The organism is Embleya sp. NPDC050154, from assembly GCF_044460165.1.
Taxonomy (GTDB): Bacteria; Actinomycetota; Actinomycetes; order Streptomycetales; family Streptomycetaceae; genus Embleya.
Genome location: NZ_JBITJP010000027.1, coordinates 68,298 through 85,664, shown reverse-complemented (window position 1 = coordinate 85,664; position 17,367 = coordinate 68,298). Strand labels below are relative to the sequence as shown.

The following is a 17,367-nucleotide window of genomic DNA, read 5'->3' as shown; positions in this document are numbered from 1 at the left end:
GACAGCCTGCCCTTCTTGCCTGATGAGTGTGCACCGACGGCGACCGGCGGACTGATTCTGTCAGGTGTGCTCACCCGTTACCGGCGCCCGGTGCCGAGCGAGCGTAACCAGGCTTGTTCGCAGGCCGCAAGGCGTCGATCAGCACCTCCTGCGAGGGGGTGACAATGGCCCCCGCCTGCTTCTTCTCCAGGGTCTTGACGACACCCCCGGGGATGTTCAACGCGGGCTGGAGATCCTGCGGATTGCCGATCACCTTGAACACGTACGGCGGCAGCACTTTGGTGCCGTCGATCACGATGTCGCCGGGCGGCGTGCCGTTGAACCAGGTGCCGGCCACCACGCGCACGTCGTTGATCTGGATCACCTCGGCGCCCGCCGCGCGCAGTTCCTGGAGCGTGTCCAGCAGCACGTCACCGCTGACCGTGCGCTGCGGATCGGTGATGGTCAGGGTGATGCCGGGCCCGCTGGCCTTGACGGTGCCCGCGAGGACGCCCAGGGCGTCCGCCTTGGCCGCGTTCTGCTCACGCGCCTCCTGGACCCGGTCGTTGCTGTTCTGGAGCTGCGTGCGGCTGTTCTCCAGACGATGCTTCTCGTCCTCCAACCGCCGGGTGCGCTCGCCGAGTTCGTCCAGCACGCGGACCAGGTCCTCCTGTCGCGCACCACGCAGCGGATCGGACGCGGTATTCGAGCGAACCTGGATGGCCAGCCCCGCGCCGAGCGCGAACAGCAGTACCGCGCCCACGAGTTGGGCCCGGCTCACGCGCGGCGGCCAGAACGCCTCGAGCAGCCTGCGACGGCCCGGCTGATCGTCGACCCGCTCGTGCGGGTGCGGCTCGGAAACCGCGTTCGAATCCGTTTCCGGCCCGGGCGTGTCGCGCGCCACCGCGTGCGCCCCCGCGTGCGGTTGCGCGAGGGGGTCGCGCGGCCCGGACACCTCGCGCTCCCGGGCCTGTTCGGGCGGGGGCGCCGCGGGCACCAGGGGCGGCACGGACGCCCGCGCGGCCCGGGGCTCCGCGGACGCCCGGGGCGTCTGCGGCGCCTGCGCCGCCCGATGCGTTTGGGGCACCTGGGGTGTTTCCCGCGTCTCCCGGGCCGATTCGCGGATCGGCGCGGTGATCGGCGGGATCTCCGAGGTCACCTCGGCGGCCTGCTCGCGGATCCGCTCCCGGATGTGCCGGCCCTCGTGATAGAGGTCGACCGGGCGCCGGGTCTCGACCGTGGGCTTGCGGGCGGCCGGCGCCTCCGGCTCGACCTCGGGTTCCGGCTCGGGTCCGGGAACGGCCTCGGGCGCGGGCTCCGCGGCCGTGCGTGGGATGCCCAGGTCGCGGGGATCCTCGTCGTGGCGGGCGTGCCGCCCGCGCGTCTCGTCCGTTTCGTCGGCCATGTGTGTGACTCCCCGTCAGGCCCGGAAGACGTGCCGGCGGATGGCCGCCGCGTTGGAGAAGATCCGGATGCCGAGCACGACCACCACGCCGGTGGACAACTGCGCTCCGACACCCAGCTTGTCGCCGAGGAAGACGATCAGCGCGGCGACGACCACGTTCGACAGGAACGAGACCACGAAGACCTTGTCGTCGAAGATGCCGTCGAGCAGTGCGCGCAGACCGCCGAAGACCGCGTCCAGCGCGGCCACCACCGCGATGGGCAGGTACGGCTCCAGCTCGTGCGGGATCACGGGTCGGGCGAGATACCCGACCACGACCCCGAGGACCAGGCCGAGGACCGCGATCACTGTTTACCCTTTCGTTCGGTCTGCTTCTGCGGCGGTGTCGACGAGCCGGTCGGCGGGGCCGAACCGCTCGGCGGGGCCGTGCTCCGGCCCGCGGCCGTCGCGGGCGGTGTGCCCGGGGTCTGCTTCGCCGGCGGGCTCGCGGGTGTACTCGGCGGTGTACTCGCGGGCGGCGGGCCGCCGGGTACGTCCGCGTAGCGCAACGAGGTGCCCAGCGCGGCGGGCAGCTTGAGCTTCTTCTGTGCGCTCAGGTTGACCCGGATCCCGTAGTTCTCCTGAAGCTGGCGCAGATATCGCCCGTCCGCGCCGACCATGAACTCGACCTGCATCGGCTTGGCGTCACCGATCGCCAGGATCGTATACGGCGGCGCGAGCGGCCGGTTGTCGACCAGGATCGAGGCACCGGCGGCGCGGATCGCGGACAGCGCGGTCAGCCGCTGGTTGTTGATCGAGATGGCCTCGGCGCCGGCCTTCCACAGGCCGTTGACCAGCCGCTGGAGGTCGCGGTCCAGGATCCGGCCGTTCGCCGCCGCCTCGGCCTGGCGCGGGTCGGTCGAGCCGTCGGTGTTGTCCGAGCCCTTGGCGTCGTCCGCGATCACCTTCAGGCCCGGCCCCTCGACCGGGTCGGATCCGGTGAGCAGCGCGAGCAGTTCGACCCGATCCTTGGCGCCCTTGGGCAGCGAGACCTCCTGGATCGCGTCCACCTCGGCGCGCAATCGCTCGACGGTGGCGGTGAGCGCGTCCACCTCGGCCTCGTCGGTGTGGATGCGATCCACCAGTTGATGCCGCTCGCGCTCGGCCTGTGGGGCGGCCGCGTGCACCTTCATCGCGGCCACCATCAGGATCATCGCGATCAGCGCGACCCCGACCACGGCCAGCACCCGGGCCAGCGGACCCTTGTTCATCCCGGTGTCGCCGCGCACCGCGCGGCGGGCGGTGGCCTCCGCGTAGCCCGCGTCCAGGCTGTTCGTCATCATGTCCACGAGCAGGGACATCGAGGCATCCGGCCGCCTGTACCGGCTCGTGCCTGGTGTCTCCCGCGATGACATGCGCCCCATCGTTCCATGCCCGACGGAGTGCTCGATGCAGGGTCCGATACCGGGTCCGGCCGTGGATCGCGACAGGCGATCCACGGCCGGGGAAGACCCTACAAGACGGCTGCCCGCGCCGCCGGAGTCGGCGGCCGGGAAGGGCCGTCAGTCGCCCGCGTGCTCCACGACCCGGCTCCACTCGTCCAGGAGTTCGTCCGCGGCGGTATCGTCCGGGCCCTCGGCCCACACGTGGGTGACCGCCTCGGCCGGGTCCGGCAGCACCAGCGCCCAGCGCCCGTCGGCCTCCACCACGCGCACGCCGTCGGTGGTGTCGATCTCGCGGTCGCCCGCCGCCTCCACGACCCGACGCATCACCATGCCCTTGGCCGCCCACGGCGTGGGCACGTCCCGCCGGCGCACGTGCGCGCGCGGGATCCGCGCGTCGATCTGGCTCAGCGTCAACTGGGTGCGCGCGACCAGCCCGATCAGCCGGACGAACGCGGCCGTACCGTCGAAGACGGTGCTGAACTCGGGGACCACGAAGCCGCCGCGTCCGTCGCCGCCGAAGATCGTGTCGTCGGACATGGCCACGCGGGCCAGGTCGTCCGGCGACGTGGTGGTCCACTGCACCTGGACCCCGTGGTAGGCCGCGACCTGCTCGGCGATCCGGGTCGTGGTCACCGGCAGCGCGATCTTGCCGCCGCCGCGCTCGGCCGCGACGCAGTCCAGCAGCACCAGCAGCGCGCGATGGTCGTCGATGAGCCGACCGCGCTCGTCCACCAGCGACATGCGCTCGCCGACCGGGTCGAACCGTACGCCGAACGCGGCCTTGGAGGAGGCCACGATCTCGCCCAGCCGCACCAACCCCTCGTGCCGCTCGTCCGCGGTCTCGGTGGGGCGGGCGTCGTCCAGACCGGAGTTCACGGTGAGCGCGTCGATGCCCAGCCGGCCCAGGATGCTGGGCAGCAGCAGGGCGGCGTTGCCGTGTGCGGCGTCCACCACCACCTTGAGCCCGGACTCGGGCACGCCGGTGATGTCCAGCGCCTTCAACAGGGAACCCGAGTAGCTGTCGAACGGCCGTGCGGGGAAAGTCAGTTCGCCGATCTCGCCGGGGAACGCGCGGCGGTACTCCTGACGCGAGAAGACCCGGTCGAGCTTGCGCTGCGCGGCCTGCGACAGGTCCGCGCCGCGCTCGTCGAAGAACATGATGTCCACCGAGTCCGGCACCCCGGGCGTGGTGCGGATCATGATCCCGCCCGCCGAGCCGCGCGCGGTCTCCTGGCGGGCCACCGGCATCGGCACGTTCTCCAGGTCGCGCACGTTGATCGCGGACGTCTGGAGCGCGGAGATGACCGCTCGCTTGAGGGCGCGGGCACCACGCGAGTGATCACGCGCGGTGGTGACGGTGGCCCCCTTCTTGAGCGTGGTGGCGTACGCGCCGGCCAACCGCACGGCCAGCTCGGGGGTGATCTCGACGTTGAGGATGCCGGAGACCCCGCGCGGGCCGAACAGGTACTTCTGGCCGCGCGACTCCCAGATCACCGACGTGTTGACGACCGCGCCGGCCTCGATCGTCTTGAACGGGTAGATCCGCACGTCCCCCGCGACCAGGGACTCCTCCTCGATCAGGCACTCGTCGCCGATCACCGCGCCCTCTTCGATCCGGGCCGCGCGCATGACGTCGGTGTTCTTGCCGATCACGCAGCCGCGCAGGTTGGTCTGCGGGCCGATGTACACGTTGTCGTGCACGACCGCCTTGTGCAGGAACGCACCGCGCTTGACCACCACGTTGGAGCCGAGCACGGTGTGCTCGCGGATCTCCACGCCGCCCTCGACCTTGGCGTAGTCGCCGATGTACAGCGGACCCTTGAGGATCGCCTCGCGGTCCACCTCGGCGCCCTCGGCGACCCAGACGCCCGGCGAGAGCTCGAAGCCGTCGATGTCCACGTCGACCTTGCCGGTGAGCACGTCGGCCTGGGCCTTGAGGTAGCTCTCGTGCGTGCCCACGTCCTCCCAGTAGCCCTCGGCGACATAGCCGTAGATCGGCTTGCCCTCCTTGAGCAGCTTGGGGAACACGTCGCCGGACCAGTCCACGGACACGCCGGCGGCGACGTAGTCGAAGACCTCGGGCTCCATCACGTAGATCCCGGTGTTCACGGTGTCCGAGAAGACCTGACCCCAGGTCGGCTTCTCCAGGAACCGGTCCACCCGGCCCTCGTCGTCGATGATCGTGATGCCGAACTCGAGCGGGTCGGGCACTCGGGTCAGGCACACGGTGACCATCGCGCCCTTGGCGCGGTGGTACTCGACGAGCGCCGTGAGGTCGAAGTCGGTGAGCGCGTCGCCGGAGATGACCAGGAATGTGTCGTCCTTGAGCGCCTCCTCGGCGTTCTTGACGCTGCCGGCGGTACCGAGCGGGGTCTCCTCGTTCGCGTAGGTGAGGCTCATCCCGAGCTCTTCGCCGTCGCCGAAGTAGTTGCGAACCAGCGACGCGAGGAACTGGACGGTGACTACGGTCTCGGAGAGTCCGTGCCGCTTCAGGAGCCGCAGCACGTGCTCCATGATCGGCCGGTTCACCACCGGCAGAAGCGGCTTGGGCATGCTGGAGGTCATCGGGCGCAGGCGGGTGCCCTCGCCTCCGGCCATGACGACGGCCTTCATCGGTCTCGTCCTCCTATCGCGTCACACCACCCGCGCCCACGGCTGAATTGCCGGGGCCGGGTGGCGTGCCTTCAGTACGTGGTGATCGCCGCGGTGTCGGGCGATCCCTGCGCTTACCCGGCGGTCGCCGAGCGACCCGCCTTGTCCGCGGCCACGAGGCGTTTGGCCTGGGCTGCGTAGAGGACTCCTGCCCACCAGTACAGAGCGGTACCCCACCAGGCGAACGCCCATCCGAAGATCGCGGCGAGAGTTGCGACACGTCCGGTGCCGTCGCTGAGCAGCAGCAGCGGGAAGGCGTACATGAGGTTGAAGGTCGCGGCCTTGCCCACGAAGCTGACCGAGAGCGCGCCGTAGCGGTGCCTGCGCAGGATCAGCAGTACCACGCCCATGAACAACTCGCGGCCCAGGATGATCGCGGTCAGCCAGATCGGCAGGATCTCGCGCCAGGTCAGGCCGACCAGGGTGGCCAGCACGTAGAGTCGGTCCGCGGCCGGGTCCAGGATCGCGCCGACCTTGCTGACCTGATTCCACCTGCGGGCGAGTTTGCCGTCCAGGTAGTCGCTGATCCCGCTGAGCATGAGCAGTGCGAGCGCCCAGAGGTCGTGTTTGGGACCGCCGAACTCGGGCGCCAGGATGAGCCACAGGAAGACCGGTACGCCGAGCAGCCGGGCGAAGCTGAGCGCGTTGGGGATGGTCAGGACCCGGTCGCTGGGAGCGTCCACGCCGCCGTCTCGGGGATGCGGCGGCGCCGCGTCCACGTGGGCCTCCACGGGACCTCTGCTTTCTGCCGGTGGGCCTTCTCGTTCCGGGTCCGACTCGTTCGGAGTCCAGCCTAGTGACGCGCTGATCCGCTGCTCACCGGGTCCGGGTCGGGGGTGGCGGGCTCGGCGACCGGCTCCGCGACCGTGGGCAGCGGGGTGCGGTCGCGCAGGATGCGCCACACCAGGAGCAGGGTCAGCGCGATGCCCGCGAAGAGGTATCCGTTGCCGAGCACGAACTCGATCGGCGTCCAGTGCCGTTCCCGGTTCCCGTCCCGGGGGGCGAGCCAGATCAGGCCCCACGGCTGGAGGGTCTGCGTGTCGTCCCAGTCGCCGCGCACGTTCAGCCGCAGCGGCCACGCGGCGAAGAACGCGAAGAACGTGCCGGTCAGCCACCACCACAGCGGTCGGGCCCGGGTCAGCGCGGCGTGCGCGAGCAGGACGAACGCGGGCACCACCCAGACCCAGTGGTGCGACCACGAGATCGGCGACACGAACAGCGACAGGCCGCCGGTGATCACCACGCCGACCAGTTCGTGCCCGCGCAGCGAGGCCCGCGCGGCGGCCACCAGGCCGAGCGCGCCGACCAGCGCGCAGCACAGGAACCACAGCCCCGAGGCCACCCCACCGTCGCCGAGCAGCCGGGTGAACATGCCCTGCACGGATTGGTTGTTGAGCGTGCCCACGCTGAGCTTGTCGTTGACCTTGCCGCTGATCGACACGATGTGCGACCAGTAGTAGACGGACCCGGACGGCGCGGAGACCAGACCCACCAGGACGGTGCCCACGAACGCGCCGCCGGCCACCGCGGCGGCCCGGAACCTGCGGGTGATCAGCAGGTAGACGATGAAGATGCCGGGGGTGAGCTTGAGGCCGGCCGCGATGCCGACGCCGACGCCCTTGTATCTGCGGCTGTCCGGCAGCCCGAGGTCGAGCACGATCAGCGCCAACAGGAGCAGGTTGATCTGCCCCCACACGAGCGTCCATTGGACCGGCTCCAGCCACAACACCACGGCGAAGGTGGCCGCGCTGACGCCGAGCCGACCCAGACCGCGGCGGTAGCCGAGCATGCCCCACGCGGACCAGACCACGGCGAACAGCGAGAGCAGGCTCACCACCGCCATGAACCACTTGAGGCCGGCGAAGCCCAGCGGCAGCAGACCGTAGAACACCAGGCCCGAGATCGGCGGGTAGATGAACGGCAGTTTGTCGGTCCAATTGCCGTAGTTTCGGGTGTAGATCTCGTCGCCGTCGCGGAAGCGGTGCGCGGCGTCGTGGTAGACGCTCAGGTCGAGCATGTGCCACATGTCGCGGCGGCCGAGGTAGGTCCACAACACCCACAGGCCGAGCGAGAGCACCAGCAGGGCGCCGCCGACGAGGGCGGCGCGGCGCGGTCGACGCGGTTCCCGGCCGCGCTCGTGCCCGAACGGGACGCGGGGCGCGAGCGTCAAGAGCTCGCGGCAGGAGGTCACGAGCACCTGGGGGAAGGACATGTCGGTCGGGGACTCCACAACTGCACGGTTCAATGGGCGCCTGGCCGGGTGGCGCCGGGTCAGGATATCCACACGGCCGGTTCGGTCCGGCCCGGCGTCCGGTGCCGGGAACCGGCGGACGTTCCCGGACGCGCTCCGGGCCGGGGCCCGGGCCCCGGCCGGCGTGGGGGTGGAACTCCCCGGGGACGGTCGGCCCACCGGTTCGGGCGGACCGAGCGTAACGGCTTCCGCCGACCCGCTCGCCCACCTTCCTCGAGACGCCGCGAGGCCGACCGCGATCGTGATCAGCGCGGCGAGCCCGGCGAGAGTGTACGCGTCGGCGAGCAGGAGATCCCACCCGGCGAACCGGAGTTCGCGGCCCTCGCGGTAGGGGACCTGCCGGATCGGCCCGGTGGGCACCGGTACCGGGAGCTCGACCCGACGGCCCGGCACCGCGGCGGTCGGCGCGACCGGCGCGAGCGCGAGGTGGCCGGCCACCGATGTCACGACCAGGACCGCTGCCGCTGTCGGGAGACGTCCGAGGAAGCGCTGGGTGCGATGTGACGCCTCGGGCATGCACCTGATCGCACCGCCGCAAACGGCCGCTTGCTCCGCACTACTCCGTATGCGTTACATTCCTGGTCGCTTCGCGGAATTGCGGGCATCGCCCCGATCGGTCCGGCGATGCCCGCCTATCCCTGCTTGTCCCCTACTTCTCCCCCTGCTTCGTCTCCTGCCGGTCCTCCTGCGCACGGGCCCGCGACCGGCCCACCTCGGCGTAGAAGCGGAGCACGTCGAGGTCGTCCACCGAGCCGGGGTTGACCGCGTCCTCCAGTCGGCGGCCCTGGAGCAGCTTCTTCACCGGGATCTCGATCCGCTTGCCGGTGAGCGTGTGCGGCACGCCCGGCGCCGCGATGATCTCGTCCGGCACGTGGCGCGGCGAGACCTCCTCGCGGATCACCGTGCGGATCCGCGCCTTGAGCGCGTCGTCGAGGGTGTGTCCGGGCGCGGTGACCACGAACAGCGGCATCCAATAGCCGCCGTCGGGCAGTTCCAGCCCCACCACGAGCGACTCGCGCACCTCGGGCAGGCGTTCGACCGCCTCGTAGATGTCGCTGGAGCCCATCCGCACACCCTGACGGTTCAGCGTCGAGTCGGAGCGGCCGTGCACCACGATGGTGCCGCGCTCGGTGAGCGTGATCCAGTCGCCGTGCCGCCACACGCCGGGGTAGGTGTCGAAGTAGCTGGCCCGGTAGCGCCGGTCGTCGGGGTCGTTCCAGAAGTACACCGGCATCGAGGGCATCGGCCGGGTGATCACCAGTTCGCCGACCTCGTCCACCACCGGCCGGCCGTCCTCGTCCCACGCCTCGACCGCGCAGCCCAGCGCGCGGCACTGGATCTCGCCGAGGTACACCGGCAGGTCCGGGCTGCCGCCGACGAAGGCGCTGCACACGTCGGTGCCGCCGCTGACCGAGGCCAGCCACATGTCCGCGCCCACCGCGTCGTAGATCCAGCGGAAGCCGTCCGGCGGCAGCGGCGATCCGGTGGTGCCGACCGCCCGGACCCGGCTCAGGTCGTGGCTGACGCGCGGGGTCAGCTCGTTCTTGCGGCAGGCCATCACGTACGCGGCGGAGGTGCCGAACCAGGTCACCTTCGCCCGCTCGACCACGGTCCACTGCGCGTCGGCGCCGGGGTAGCCGGGGCTGCCGTCGTAGAGCACGATCGTGCTGCCCGCGAGCAGGCCGCCGACCAGCATGTTCCACATCATCCAGCCGGTGGAGGTGTACCAGAAGAACCGGTCGGTCGGGCCCAGGTCGAGCTGGAACGCGGCCTGCTTGAGGTGTTCGAGCACGATGCCGCCGTGGCCCTGGACGATCGCCTTGGGCAGGCCGGTGGTGCCGGACGAGTACAGGATCCACAGCGGGTGGTCGAAGCCGACCGACTCGAAGTCGAGGTCGGCGCCCGAGACCTCGCGCCCGATCGCCTCGGCCCACGGCAGCACGTCGGCGGGCGTCGGTTCGTCGAGGAGCGACACATGCAACACGTGTCGTACCGTCGGCAGGCCCGCGCGCAGATCGGCGACCACGTCGGCGCGGCGGATCTCCTTGCCGCCGTAGCGGTAGCCGTCCACCGCGATCAGCACGACCGGCTCGATCTGCTGGAACCGGTCCAGCACGCTGCGCGCGCCGAAGTCGGGCGCGCAGGCCGACCAGACCGCGCCGATGGCGGCGCACGCGAGCAGCCCGATCACCGCGTGCGGGGTGTTCGGCACGTAGGCCGCGACCCGGTCCCCGGGCCGTACGCCCAGCTCGCGCAGGGTGGCGGCGCAGGAGGCGACCTGGCGGCGCAGCTCCACCCAGGAGATCTCGCGCGGGGTCAGTTCCTCGTCCAGGTAGACGATCGCGGCGCGCTCCGGGTCGCCGTCCTCGGCGTGTCGCAGCACCTGCTGCGCGTAGTTGAGGCGCGCGTCGGGGAACCAGCGGGCGCCGGGCATGGTCCGGTCGGCCAGCACCACGTCCCGATCACCCAGGTCCAGCTCGAACCAGTCGCACAGCGAGGCCCAGAAGGCCTCGGGCTCGGTGGTCGACCAGGCCCACAGTTGCGCGTAGTCCTCGGCGCGGACGCCGCGTTCGGCGCCGAGCCATTCGCGATAGCGGGTGACCGCCGCGGTGGCGACCCGCTCGGCCGACGGCTGCCACAGCAACTCGGCCCGCTCGCTCGATTCCGTCATATCTTTACTGCCCCCTCCGCGCGGTGTGCCCCCCGACCCTGCCATCTCGCGCCTCGGCGCGCATCCCCCGGGCGGGTCGTAAAGGATCTTCGTGCCCACTCTGGACGCGCCGCGCCGAACGCGGGATGTTACCGACGGGAAACAAGTCCGGCAGAGGAGGCCTCGCATGCCCACCACGCACGGCACCGTCACCGACCGCGAGCGCGTCGCGGAGCGGCTGCTCGCCGCGTCGCATTCGCACGCGTTCGACCCGATCACCGACGTCGACTGGGACGCGCCGCTGCTCGACGGCGCGTACTTCCTGCCCGCGCACCGGGTCAGCCTGTACGGCACGCCGACCTGGGAACGCATGAGCGAACGGCAGCGGATCGACCTGTCCCGGCACGAGGTCGCCTCGATGGCCAGTGTCGGCATCTGGTTCGAGGTCGTGCTGATGCAATTGCTCATCCGGCACGTCTACGACCGCCCGCTGACCTCGCGGCACGTGCAGTACGCGTTCATGGAGATCGCCGAGGAATGCAGGCACTCGACCATGTTCGGCAGGTTGATCGACAAACTGGAGTGCCCCGAGTACGGACCCGGCCCGTACGCGCACATGGCGGCGCGGGCGATGAAGACGCTCGGCTCGGGCGTGCAGGCCTTCGCGATGGCGCTGATCGCCGAGGAGGTCCTGGACACGATGCAGCGCGAGATGATGGCCGACGAGTCGCTCCAGCCGATCACCCGGCAGACCGCGCGCATCCACGTGATCGAGGAGGCCCGGCACGTGCGCTACGCGCGCGACGAGGTGACCCGGGGCGCGCCGCACATGTCCCGCGCCGAGCGGGCGATCACCCGCCTCGCGCTGGCCCGGGCCGCGCACATCATCGCCACCCGCCTGGTCCATCCGGGTGTCTACGCGGCGGTGGGACTGGATCCGGCCGAGGCGTACAAGGCGGCGCGCGCCAATCCGCATCGCCTGGACACCCTGGGCCACTGGTCGCGGCGGCTGATCGCGTTCTACGACGAGCACGGCCTGCTCGGCGGACCGGGGCGACGGCTGTGGCGGGCCTCGGGCCTGATGGGGCGTCAGATATAGCGTCGGGCCGGGCGGGCGGGCGTGGGCGGCTGTGACCGTAAATACCCCGGTCGGGTTGGCGCCCGGAACTGACGATCCGTCAGACTGTGGTCCGTACACACATCGCACGACACGGCCAGACGAGTTGGAGGGCCCCGTGACGAAGGACCACAAGCCTGTGGTCCCCGGTTGGTTCACCACGTCCGGGGAGGACTTCTCCCTCCTCGGCACCCGGTGTACCGCCTGTGGGACCGTGTTCTTCCCGCGCCAGGAGACGTTCTGCAGCAACCCGGCGTGCGCCGGCACCGAGTTCGCCGAGGTACCGCTGTCCCGGCGCGGCACGGTGTGGTCCTACACGAACGCCGGCTACCGCCCGCCGGCCCCGTTCGTGTCCGACCCGGACACCGAGTGGCAGCCGTTCACCATCATCGCGGTGCGCCTGGAGGCCGAGGGCCTGATCGTGCTCGGCCAGGGCGCGCCCGGCGTCGGCGTGGACGACCTGAAGGTCGGGGTCGAGGTCGAGATCGTGCCCGGCGTGCTGTACGAGAACGACGAGCACGTCTACACCACGTGGAACGTGCGACCCGTGGAGGTCAAGGCATGAGCACCGACCGCGAGATCGTCGTCCTGGGCGCGGGCATGCACCCATGGGGCAAATGGGGCCGCAACTTCGTCGAGTACGGCGTCAAGGCCGCCCAGGACGCGCTGAGGGACGCGGGCCTGGCCTGGCAGGACATCCAGTTCGTGGCCGGCGCGGACACCATCCGCAACGGCTATCCGGGCTTCGTCGCGGGCGCCACCTTCGCCCAGGCGCTGGGCTGGACCGGTGCGCGGATCTCCAGCTCGTACGCGGCCTGCGCGTCCGGCTCGCACGCGATCGCGAGCGCCCGTGCGCAGATCCTCGCGGGTCTGTGCGACGTCGCGCTCGTGGTCGGCGCGGACGCGGCCCCCAAGGGCTTCTTCGCGCCGGTGGGCGGCGACCGCCCGGACGACCCGGACTGGGTGCGCTTCCACGTGCTCGGCGCGACCAACCCGGCCTACTTCGGAATGTACGCTCGGCGCCGGATCGACCTGTACGGCGCCTCCGTCGATGATTTCGCCCGGGTCAAGGTCAAGAACGCGCGCAACGGTCTGGCCAACCCGAACGCGCGCTACCGCAAGGCGTTCACCATGGAGGACGTCGCGGCCTCGCCGATCGTGTGCGACCCGCTGCGCCTGATGGACATCTGCGCCACCTCCGACGGCGCGGCGGCGGTCGTGTTGTGCAGCAAGGAGTTCGCCGCGCGACACACCACCTCCCCGGTGCGGATCGCGGCGGTCTCCACGGTCACCCCGACCTTCCCGAGTGCGCTGATCGAGCTGCCCGACATCGCCACCGACTCCTCGGTGGCGGTGGCCCCGAACGAGTTGTCCTTCCGCGCGTCGCTGGCACAGGCCGCCTACCAGGAGGCGGGCATCGGCCCGGAGGACCTGAGTCTCGCCGAGGTCTACGACCTGTCCACCGCGCTGGAGCTGGACTGGATCGAGGACCTGGGCATCTGCGCGCGCGGCGAGGCGGAGAAGCTGCTGCGCGACGGCGCGACCGAGATCACCGGCCGGATCCCGGTGAACGCCTCCGGCGGCCTGGGCTCGTTCGGCGAGGCGGTGCCGGCGCAGGCGATCGCCCAGGTCTGCGAGCTCACCTGGCAACTGCGCGGCGACGCGGGCGAGCGCCAGGTGCCCGGCGCAACGGTGGGCATCACCGCCAACCAGGGCCTGTTCGGACACGGCTCGTCGATCATCGTCACCCGGTAGCACCGGCTCGGATGCACCGAAACGGTCTCGGGGTCGGCGCGGTCCTCGGCACATGCCGACCCGTCGACTCCGGGATCGTTTCCGTCTCAACGGAGGGTTGTATGGGATTTCCGGACGGCGTCGGCGTGGTCGACCTGCTGATGGGGCTGCCGAACCGTGATCGGCGCTGGTGGGCGACCGCGATGGCGGGCACATTGCGGGATCAGGACAGCCGGACCGGGATGACCCATCCGGCCGGATACATGTTCAAGGACCTGCCGGAGATGGAGCGCACCGACTCCTCGGCCGAGGACCTGCTGCGCGAGATGGACCGGTTCGGCGTGGAGAAGGCGCTGATCCCGGTCTCGTTCGAGGACGAGGACACGTCGGCGGCGGTGCGCCGGCACCCGGACCGGCTGCTCGGCAGCTTCCAGGTCGATCCCACCGACGTGATGGCGGGCGTGCGCGGTCTGCGCCGGGCGCGCGAGGAAGTGGGCGTACTGGCCGCGACCTTCTTCCCGTGCGGCTGCACACCCCCGGTGCCGATCGACGACCGGCTGGCCTACCCGCTCTACGCGACCTGCGTCGAACTCGGTCTGCCGGTGTTCGTGAACGCGGGCATCCCCGGCCCCCGGGTGCCGGCCGCCGCGCAGGAGGTGATGCGCTTCGACCGGGTCTGCTACGACTTCCCCGAGCTCACCGTGGTGATGCGGCACGGCGGCGAGCCGTGGTGCGACCTGGCGGTCAAGCTGATGCTCAAGTGGCCCGGACTGCACTGGTCCTCGTCGGCCTTCGCACCCAAGCACTATCCGCGCGCGATCGTCGACTACGCGAACACGCGCGGGTCCGACAAGATCATGTACGCGGGCTACTTCCCGTACGGCCTGACGTTGGACCGAATCTTCGCCGAGCTGCCCGGGGTGGGCCTCAAGGACGAGGTGTGGCCGAAGTTCCTGCGCACCAACGCGCTTCGGGTCCTGGGTCTGTGATCAGTCGGCGGCCGGCGCGAGCGCGAGCGCGGCCTCGATCGGGTCGGCGTCCGGGCGCGGGTCGACCACCGCCAGGACCGGGACGGTCACGCCCGCGTCGACGTAGCGGGCGATCTTCGCCCGGCACTCGGCCGGGCCGCCGTGCACGATCAGGTCGTCCAGGACCGCGTCCGGGACCAGCTCCAGGGCCCGCTTGCGATCCCCCTCGGCCCACGCCGCCCACATCGGCGCCAGTTCCTCGGCGCGGCCCAGCCAGCGATGGAACTCGGCGTAGACCGGCACGGTGAGGTAGGAGGTGATCATCCGCCGGCCGATCGCCCGCGCCGTGTCCCGGTCCTCGATCGGGATCACGAAGATGCGCGCCACGATCTCCTTGTCCGGCCCGCCCTCGTGCACGTACGGCACCACCCGCTTGACGTCCTCGGCGGAGAGCCAGTTCAGGATCGCGCCGTCCGCCTCCCGTCCGGCCAGCCGCAACATGCCCGGGCGCAGCGCCGCGACCAGGATCGGCGGCGGGCTCTGCGGCGCTCGGGACAGCCGGAAGCCGCGCACCGCGAAGGTCTCGTATTCCTCGGTCACCTTCTCCCCCGCGAACGCCGCGCGCAGGAACCGCACGGTGTCCCGCACCCGCTGGTACGGCCGGTCGAAGCTCGCGCCGTTCCACGCCTCGACGATCGGCGCGGACCCCGCGCCGATGCCCAACCGAAAACGCCCCGGGGCCACCTCGGCCAGCGCCGCCGCGGTCATCGCCAGCGTCGCCGGGCCGCGCGTGTAGGGCGAGACGATCGCGGTGCCCAGGCGCACGTCCGGATCGGCCAGGGCGGCCACGGTGAGCGGGGTGAAGCCGTCCAGGCCGTCCACCTCGGCCGACCAGACGTCCGTGTAGCCGGCCGCGCACAGCTCGCGGATCAGGCGCGGGTGGTCGGCGAGCGGCGCGTTCAGCGGAACGGTGATGCCATATCGGGACTGGCTCATGCGTGCTCCTCCGCGGTCCTGATGGTTCCTCAGGACTACCACAACCGGCCGGATACCTGATGTAGCGTCAGGCACCATGTCGACCCTGTGCCTCAACACGTTCGCGTTCTCCCCGTTCGCGGGCGCCCGGGAAGCGCCGCCCCTGCCCGAGTTGTCGGCCGCGGTGCGCGACGCCGGATTCACCGCGATCGGGCTCGACGTGTTCTCCGTGCTCGGCTACGGCCGGCCGCTCGCCGAGCTCGCGGCCGAGGTGGCCGCGGCCGGGCTGCGCTGTCCGGAGATGCTGGGCTTCGTGGTGGACGCGGACGAGGCCGCCGCACTGGAGGGCGCTCGGCAGGTGGCCGAGGCGTGTGCGGCGTTCGGCGCCGACTTCGCGCTCGGGATGGTCATGCTGCCGCCCGACGCACGCTGCGCGGACCTGTTCGCCCGCTGCGCCGAGATCATCGCGCAGGCCGGGGCGCGTGCGGCGGTCGAGTTCCTGCCGTTCACCCCGATCGCCACGATCGCCGACGCGCGCACCCTGGTGGCGCACGCGGGGACCGCGAACTCCGGCGTCCTGGTCGACGCGTGGCACTTCTTCCAAGGCCCGGACACCTGGACCACGCTCGCCGAACTCCCGGTCGCCGAGATCGCCTACGTCCAGATCGACGACCACCCGGAACTGCTGCCGGCGGGCGCGGATCTGTATACGGAGTGCATGTCGCGGCGGGTGCTGCCGGGCGACGGGGTGTTCGAACTGGGCGCGTTCCGGGACGCGTTGGCGGCCAAGGGATACGACGGGCCGGTCAGTGTCGAGGTGATCAATCCGGAACTGGCCGCGCTCGGCGCGGTGGAGTACGCGCGCGCGGCGTGGGCGGCGGTGGAGCGGACCTGGGCCTGAGGGACGCTCGGGCCGGTTGATCGTCGGGGGCGCGCGACGCGGCCACGGTCGCCGGCCCGTGCGCGGCCGACCACGACACCGGCGCGCCGCCCCCGACCCGGCGGCGCCGCGCGACCCGTGCGGATCCCGCCCAGGCCCGTCACCGCAGCCGGAGCCTCACAGCCCCTGATCGGGCGCGTCTCGCGGCGCGGTGGCCTGGAAGGCGGCGAACAGTGGCACATAGCCGGAGGCGTCCATCACCACGCACGCGAACGGCCGGTCGAAGACCACCCGCCGCCGGACCGGCTCCGGCTCGTGGCTCATCCAGTCCAGCTTGACCGTGGTCACCGATGTCGCCTCGACACCCTCCTCGGCGATCCGCAACAACGACTCCTGGACCACCCGATCGACACACACCGGCTCGTCGGTCATCCCGCCGAAGTCCGCGACGTCGGTCAACGCGGCCTCCAGGCCCAGGTCGATCAGATGCGGCACCACATCCAGCCGGGTCCGCAGTTCGAAGCGCGGCAGCCGCACCTCCACGTCCTCGCCCTCGTACGCCTTCCCGGTATCGCGCGGCGCCCACGCCGCGGTGATCACCGACGCCGGCGGCGCGTGCTCCGGGCCGAGCGCGAACCGCACCAGGGCGGGCCGCTCGCCCGCGCACGCCAACTCCACGACGGTGACCTCGCCGTCCCGACCGGAGATCGCCCACACATCCGCGGCCGGCACCTCGCGCCGCATCGTCGGCACCTGGGTGTGCGTCCCGTCGGCGGCGTGGAAGTATCCGTCGTGGGTCCTGGCCGCGTCGAACTCCTCACGCCAGCGGGCCCGCAGCGCGAGCGCGCTGATCAGCACCACCCGGGTCCGCGCGTCGAGTTCGACCGGTATCCGCTCGATCAGCCCGTCGGTGGCGCGCGCGACCCACGCGTCCAGGTCGGCCTGCGCCGCCAACGCCCCGAACCCGATGTCCGGCAGCGCGGCGCGGAACCCCTCGCGCAGCGGTGACGCGCTCCACACCCCGGTCGCCACCGCGAGCGCCTCGGTGCCGGCCAGATCGCGCGCGACGGCGGTGACCACGGGGGCCGCCTCGCGCCACGCGAGGCCCACGAGATCGGCGAGTTCCTCGGCGGTGTCGCCCTCCGCGCCGGTGGCCACCGCCGCGAGCGCGAGCCACAGACCGGTCGGCGAGCACACCACGTCGCCGCCGGCCGACCGCACATCGGGATCGCTCAGCATCGAGTCGAGCCAGCGCGAAGCCAGTTCCCGTACGGTGCCCGCGTGTTCACGCAGAGCCGGTTCCATCTGATCACCCTTGTCGTCGCGTCGCCG

Annotated in this window: 14 protein-coding genes; 5 read left to right on the top strand and 9 right to left on the bottom strand. The window is 71.5% G+C overall.

Annotation, left to right across the window (positions count from 1 at the left end):
• Positions 1 to 70 precede the first annotated feature (70 nt).
• The 7 genes from ACIBSV_RS40335 to ACIBSV_RS40305 form a co-directional block, all read right to left on the bottom strand.
• Entirely contained in the window at positions 71 to 988 is a 918-nt protein-coding gene (locus tag ACIBSV_RS40335) for a DUF881 domain-containing protein (RefSeq protein WP_395872308.1), read from the bottom strand.
• Positions 989 to 1,399: 411 nt separating this feature from the next.
• Positions 1,400 to 1,732 carry a small basic family protein gene (locus tag ACIBSV_RS40330; RefSeq protein ID WP_020548716.1) on the bottom strand — a complete coding sequence of 111 codons (333 nt, stop codon included), beginning with the start codon at positions 1,730 to 1,732 and terminating at the stop codon, positions 1,400 to 1,402.
• On the bottom strand, positions 1,729 to 2,724 hold the full coding sequence (locus ACIBSV_RS40325; protein WP_395872202.1) for a DUF881 domain-containing protein: 996 nt from the start codon (positions 2,722 to 2,724) through the stop codon (positions 1,729 to 1,731). The genes ACIBSV_RS40330 and ACIBSV_RS40325 overlap by 4 nt, the downstream gene beginning before the upstream one ends.
• A 201-nt stretch (positions 2,725 to 2,925) precedes the next feature.
• A complete protein-coding gene (locus ACIBSV_RS40320) occupies positions 2,926 to 5,421 on the bottom strand; it encodes a sugar phosphate nucleotidyltransferase (protein ID WP_395872200.1) in 2,496 nt (831 codons plus the stop codon).
• 113 nt (positions 5,422 to 5,534) lie between these two features.
• Positions 5,535 to 6,191 (bottom strand): CDP-alcohol phosphatidyltransferase family protein, encoded by a 657-nt coding sequence (locus ACIBSV_RS40315; RefSeq protein ID WP_395872198.1) that lies wholly within the window; start codon positions 6,189 to 6,191, stop codon positions 5,535 to 5,537.
• Positions 6,192 to 6,253: 62 nt separating this feature from the next.
• The gene (locus ACIBSV_RS40310; RefSeq protein ID WP_395872196.1) at positions 6,254 to 7,690 is read right to left on the bottom strand and encodes a glycosyltransferase 87 family protein; all 1,437 of its coding nucleotides are present in this window, start codon (positions 7,688 to 7,690) and stop codon (positions 6,254 to 6,256) included.
• Positions 7,691 to 8,360: 670 nt separating this feature from the next.
• Positions 8,361 to 10,382, bottom strand: coding sequence for an acetoacetate--CoA ligase (locus ACIBSV_RS40305; protein WP_395872194.1), 2,022 nt, complete (start codon positions 10,380 to 10,382; stop codon positions 8,361 to 8,363).
• 166 nt (positions 10,383 to 10,548) lie between these two features.
• On the opposite strand from ACIBSV_RS40305, the gene ACIBSV_RS40300 reads away from it, so the two are divergent.
• The 4 genes from ACIBSV_RS40300 to ACIBSV_RS40285 all read left to right on the top strand — a co-directional run bounded on the left by ACIBSV_RS40300 (position 10,549) and on the right by ACIBSV_RS40285 (position 14,201).
• A complete protein-coding gene (locus ACIBSV_RS40300; RefSeq protein ID WP_395872192.1) occupies positions 10,549 to 11,460 on the top strand; it encodes a diiron oxygenase in 912 nt (303 codons plus the stop codon).
• Positions 11,461 to 11,596: 136 nt separating this feature from the next.
• Positions 11,597 to 12,043 carry a Zn-ribbon domain-containing OB-fold protein gene (locus ACIBSV_RS40295; protein ID WP_391582043.1) on the top strand — a complete coding sequence of 149 codons (447 nt, stop codon included), beginning with the start codon at positions 11,597 to 11,599 and terminating at the stop codon, positions 12,041 to 12,043.
• Complete coding sequence (locus ACIBSV_RS40290; RefSeq protein ID WP_395872190.1) at positions 12,040 to 13,233, top strand: lipid-transfer protein; 1,194 nt, start codon at positions 12,040 to 12,042, stop codon at positions 13,231 to 13,233. The genes ACIBSV_RS40295 and ACIBSV_RS40290 overlap by 4 nt, the downstream gene beginning before the upstream one ends.
• 101 nt (positions 13,234 to 13,334) lie before the next feature.
• Positions 13,335 to 14,201, top strand: coding sequence for an amidohydrolase family protein (locus ACIBSV_RS40285; RefSeq protein ID WP_395872188.1), 867 nt, complete (start codon positions 13,335 to 13,337; stop codon positions 14,199 to 14,201).
• On the opposite strand, the gene ACIBSV_RS40280 is transcribed toward ACIBSV_RS40285, so the two are convergent.
• Entirely contained in the window at positions 14,202 to 15,176 is a 975-nt protein-coding gene (locus ACIBSV_RS40280; RefSeq protein ID WP_395872186.1) for an LLM class F420-dependent oxidoreductase, read from the bottom strand.
• Between the two features lie 76 nt (positions 15,177 to 15,252).
• Here ACIBSV_RS40280 and ACIBSV_RS40275 point away from each other — a divergent pair, with 76 nt between their 5' ends.
• Positions 15,253 to 16,056, top strand: coding sequence for a sugar phosphate isomerase/epimerase family protein (locus ACIBSV_RS40275; protein ID WP_395872185.1), 804 nt, complete (start codon positions 15,253 to 15,255; stop codon positions 16,054 to 16,056).
• Positions 16,057 to 16,212: 156 nt separating this feature from the next.
• Here ACIBSV_RS40275 and ACIBSV_RS40270 read toward each other — a convergent pair whose 3' ends face one another.
• Positions 16,213 to 17,340 carry a serpin family protein gene (locus ACIBSV_RS40270; protein WP_395872183.1) on the bottom strand — a complete coding sequence of 376 codons (1,128 nt, stop codon included), beginning with the start codon at positions 17,338 to 17,340 and terminating at the stop codon, positions 16,213 to 16,215.
• Positions 17,341 to 17,367: the final 27 nt, after the last annotated feature.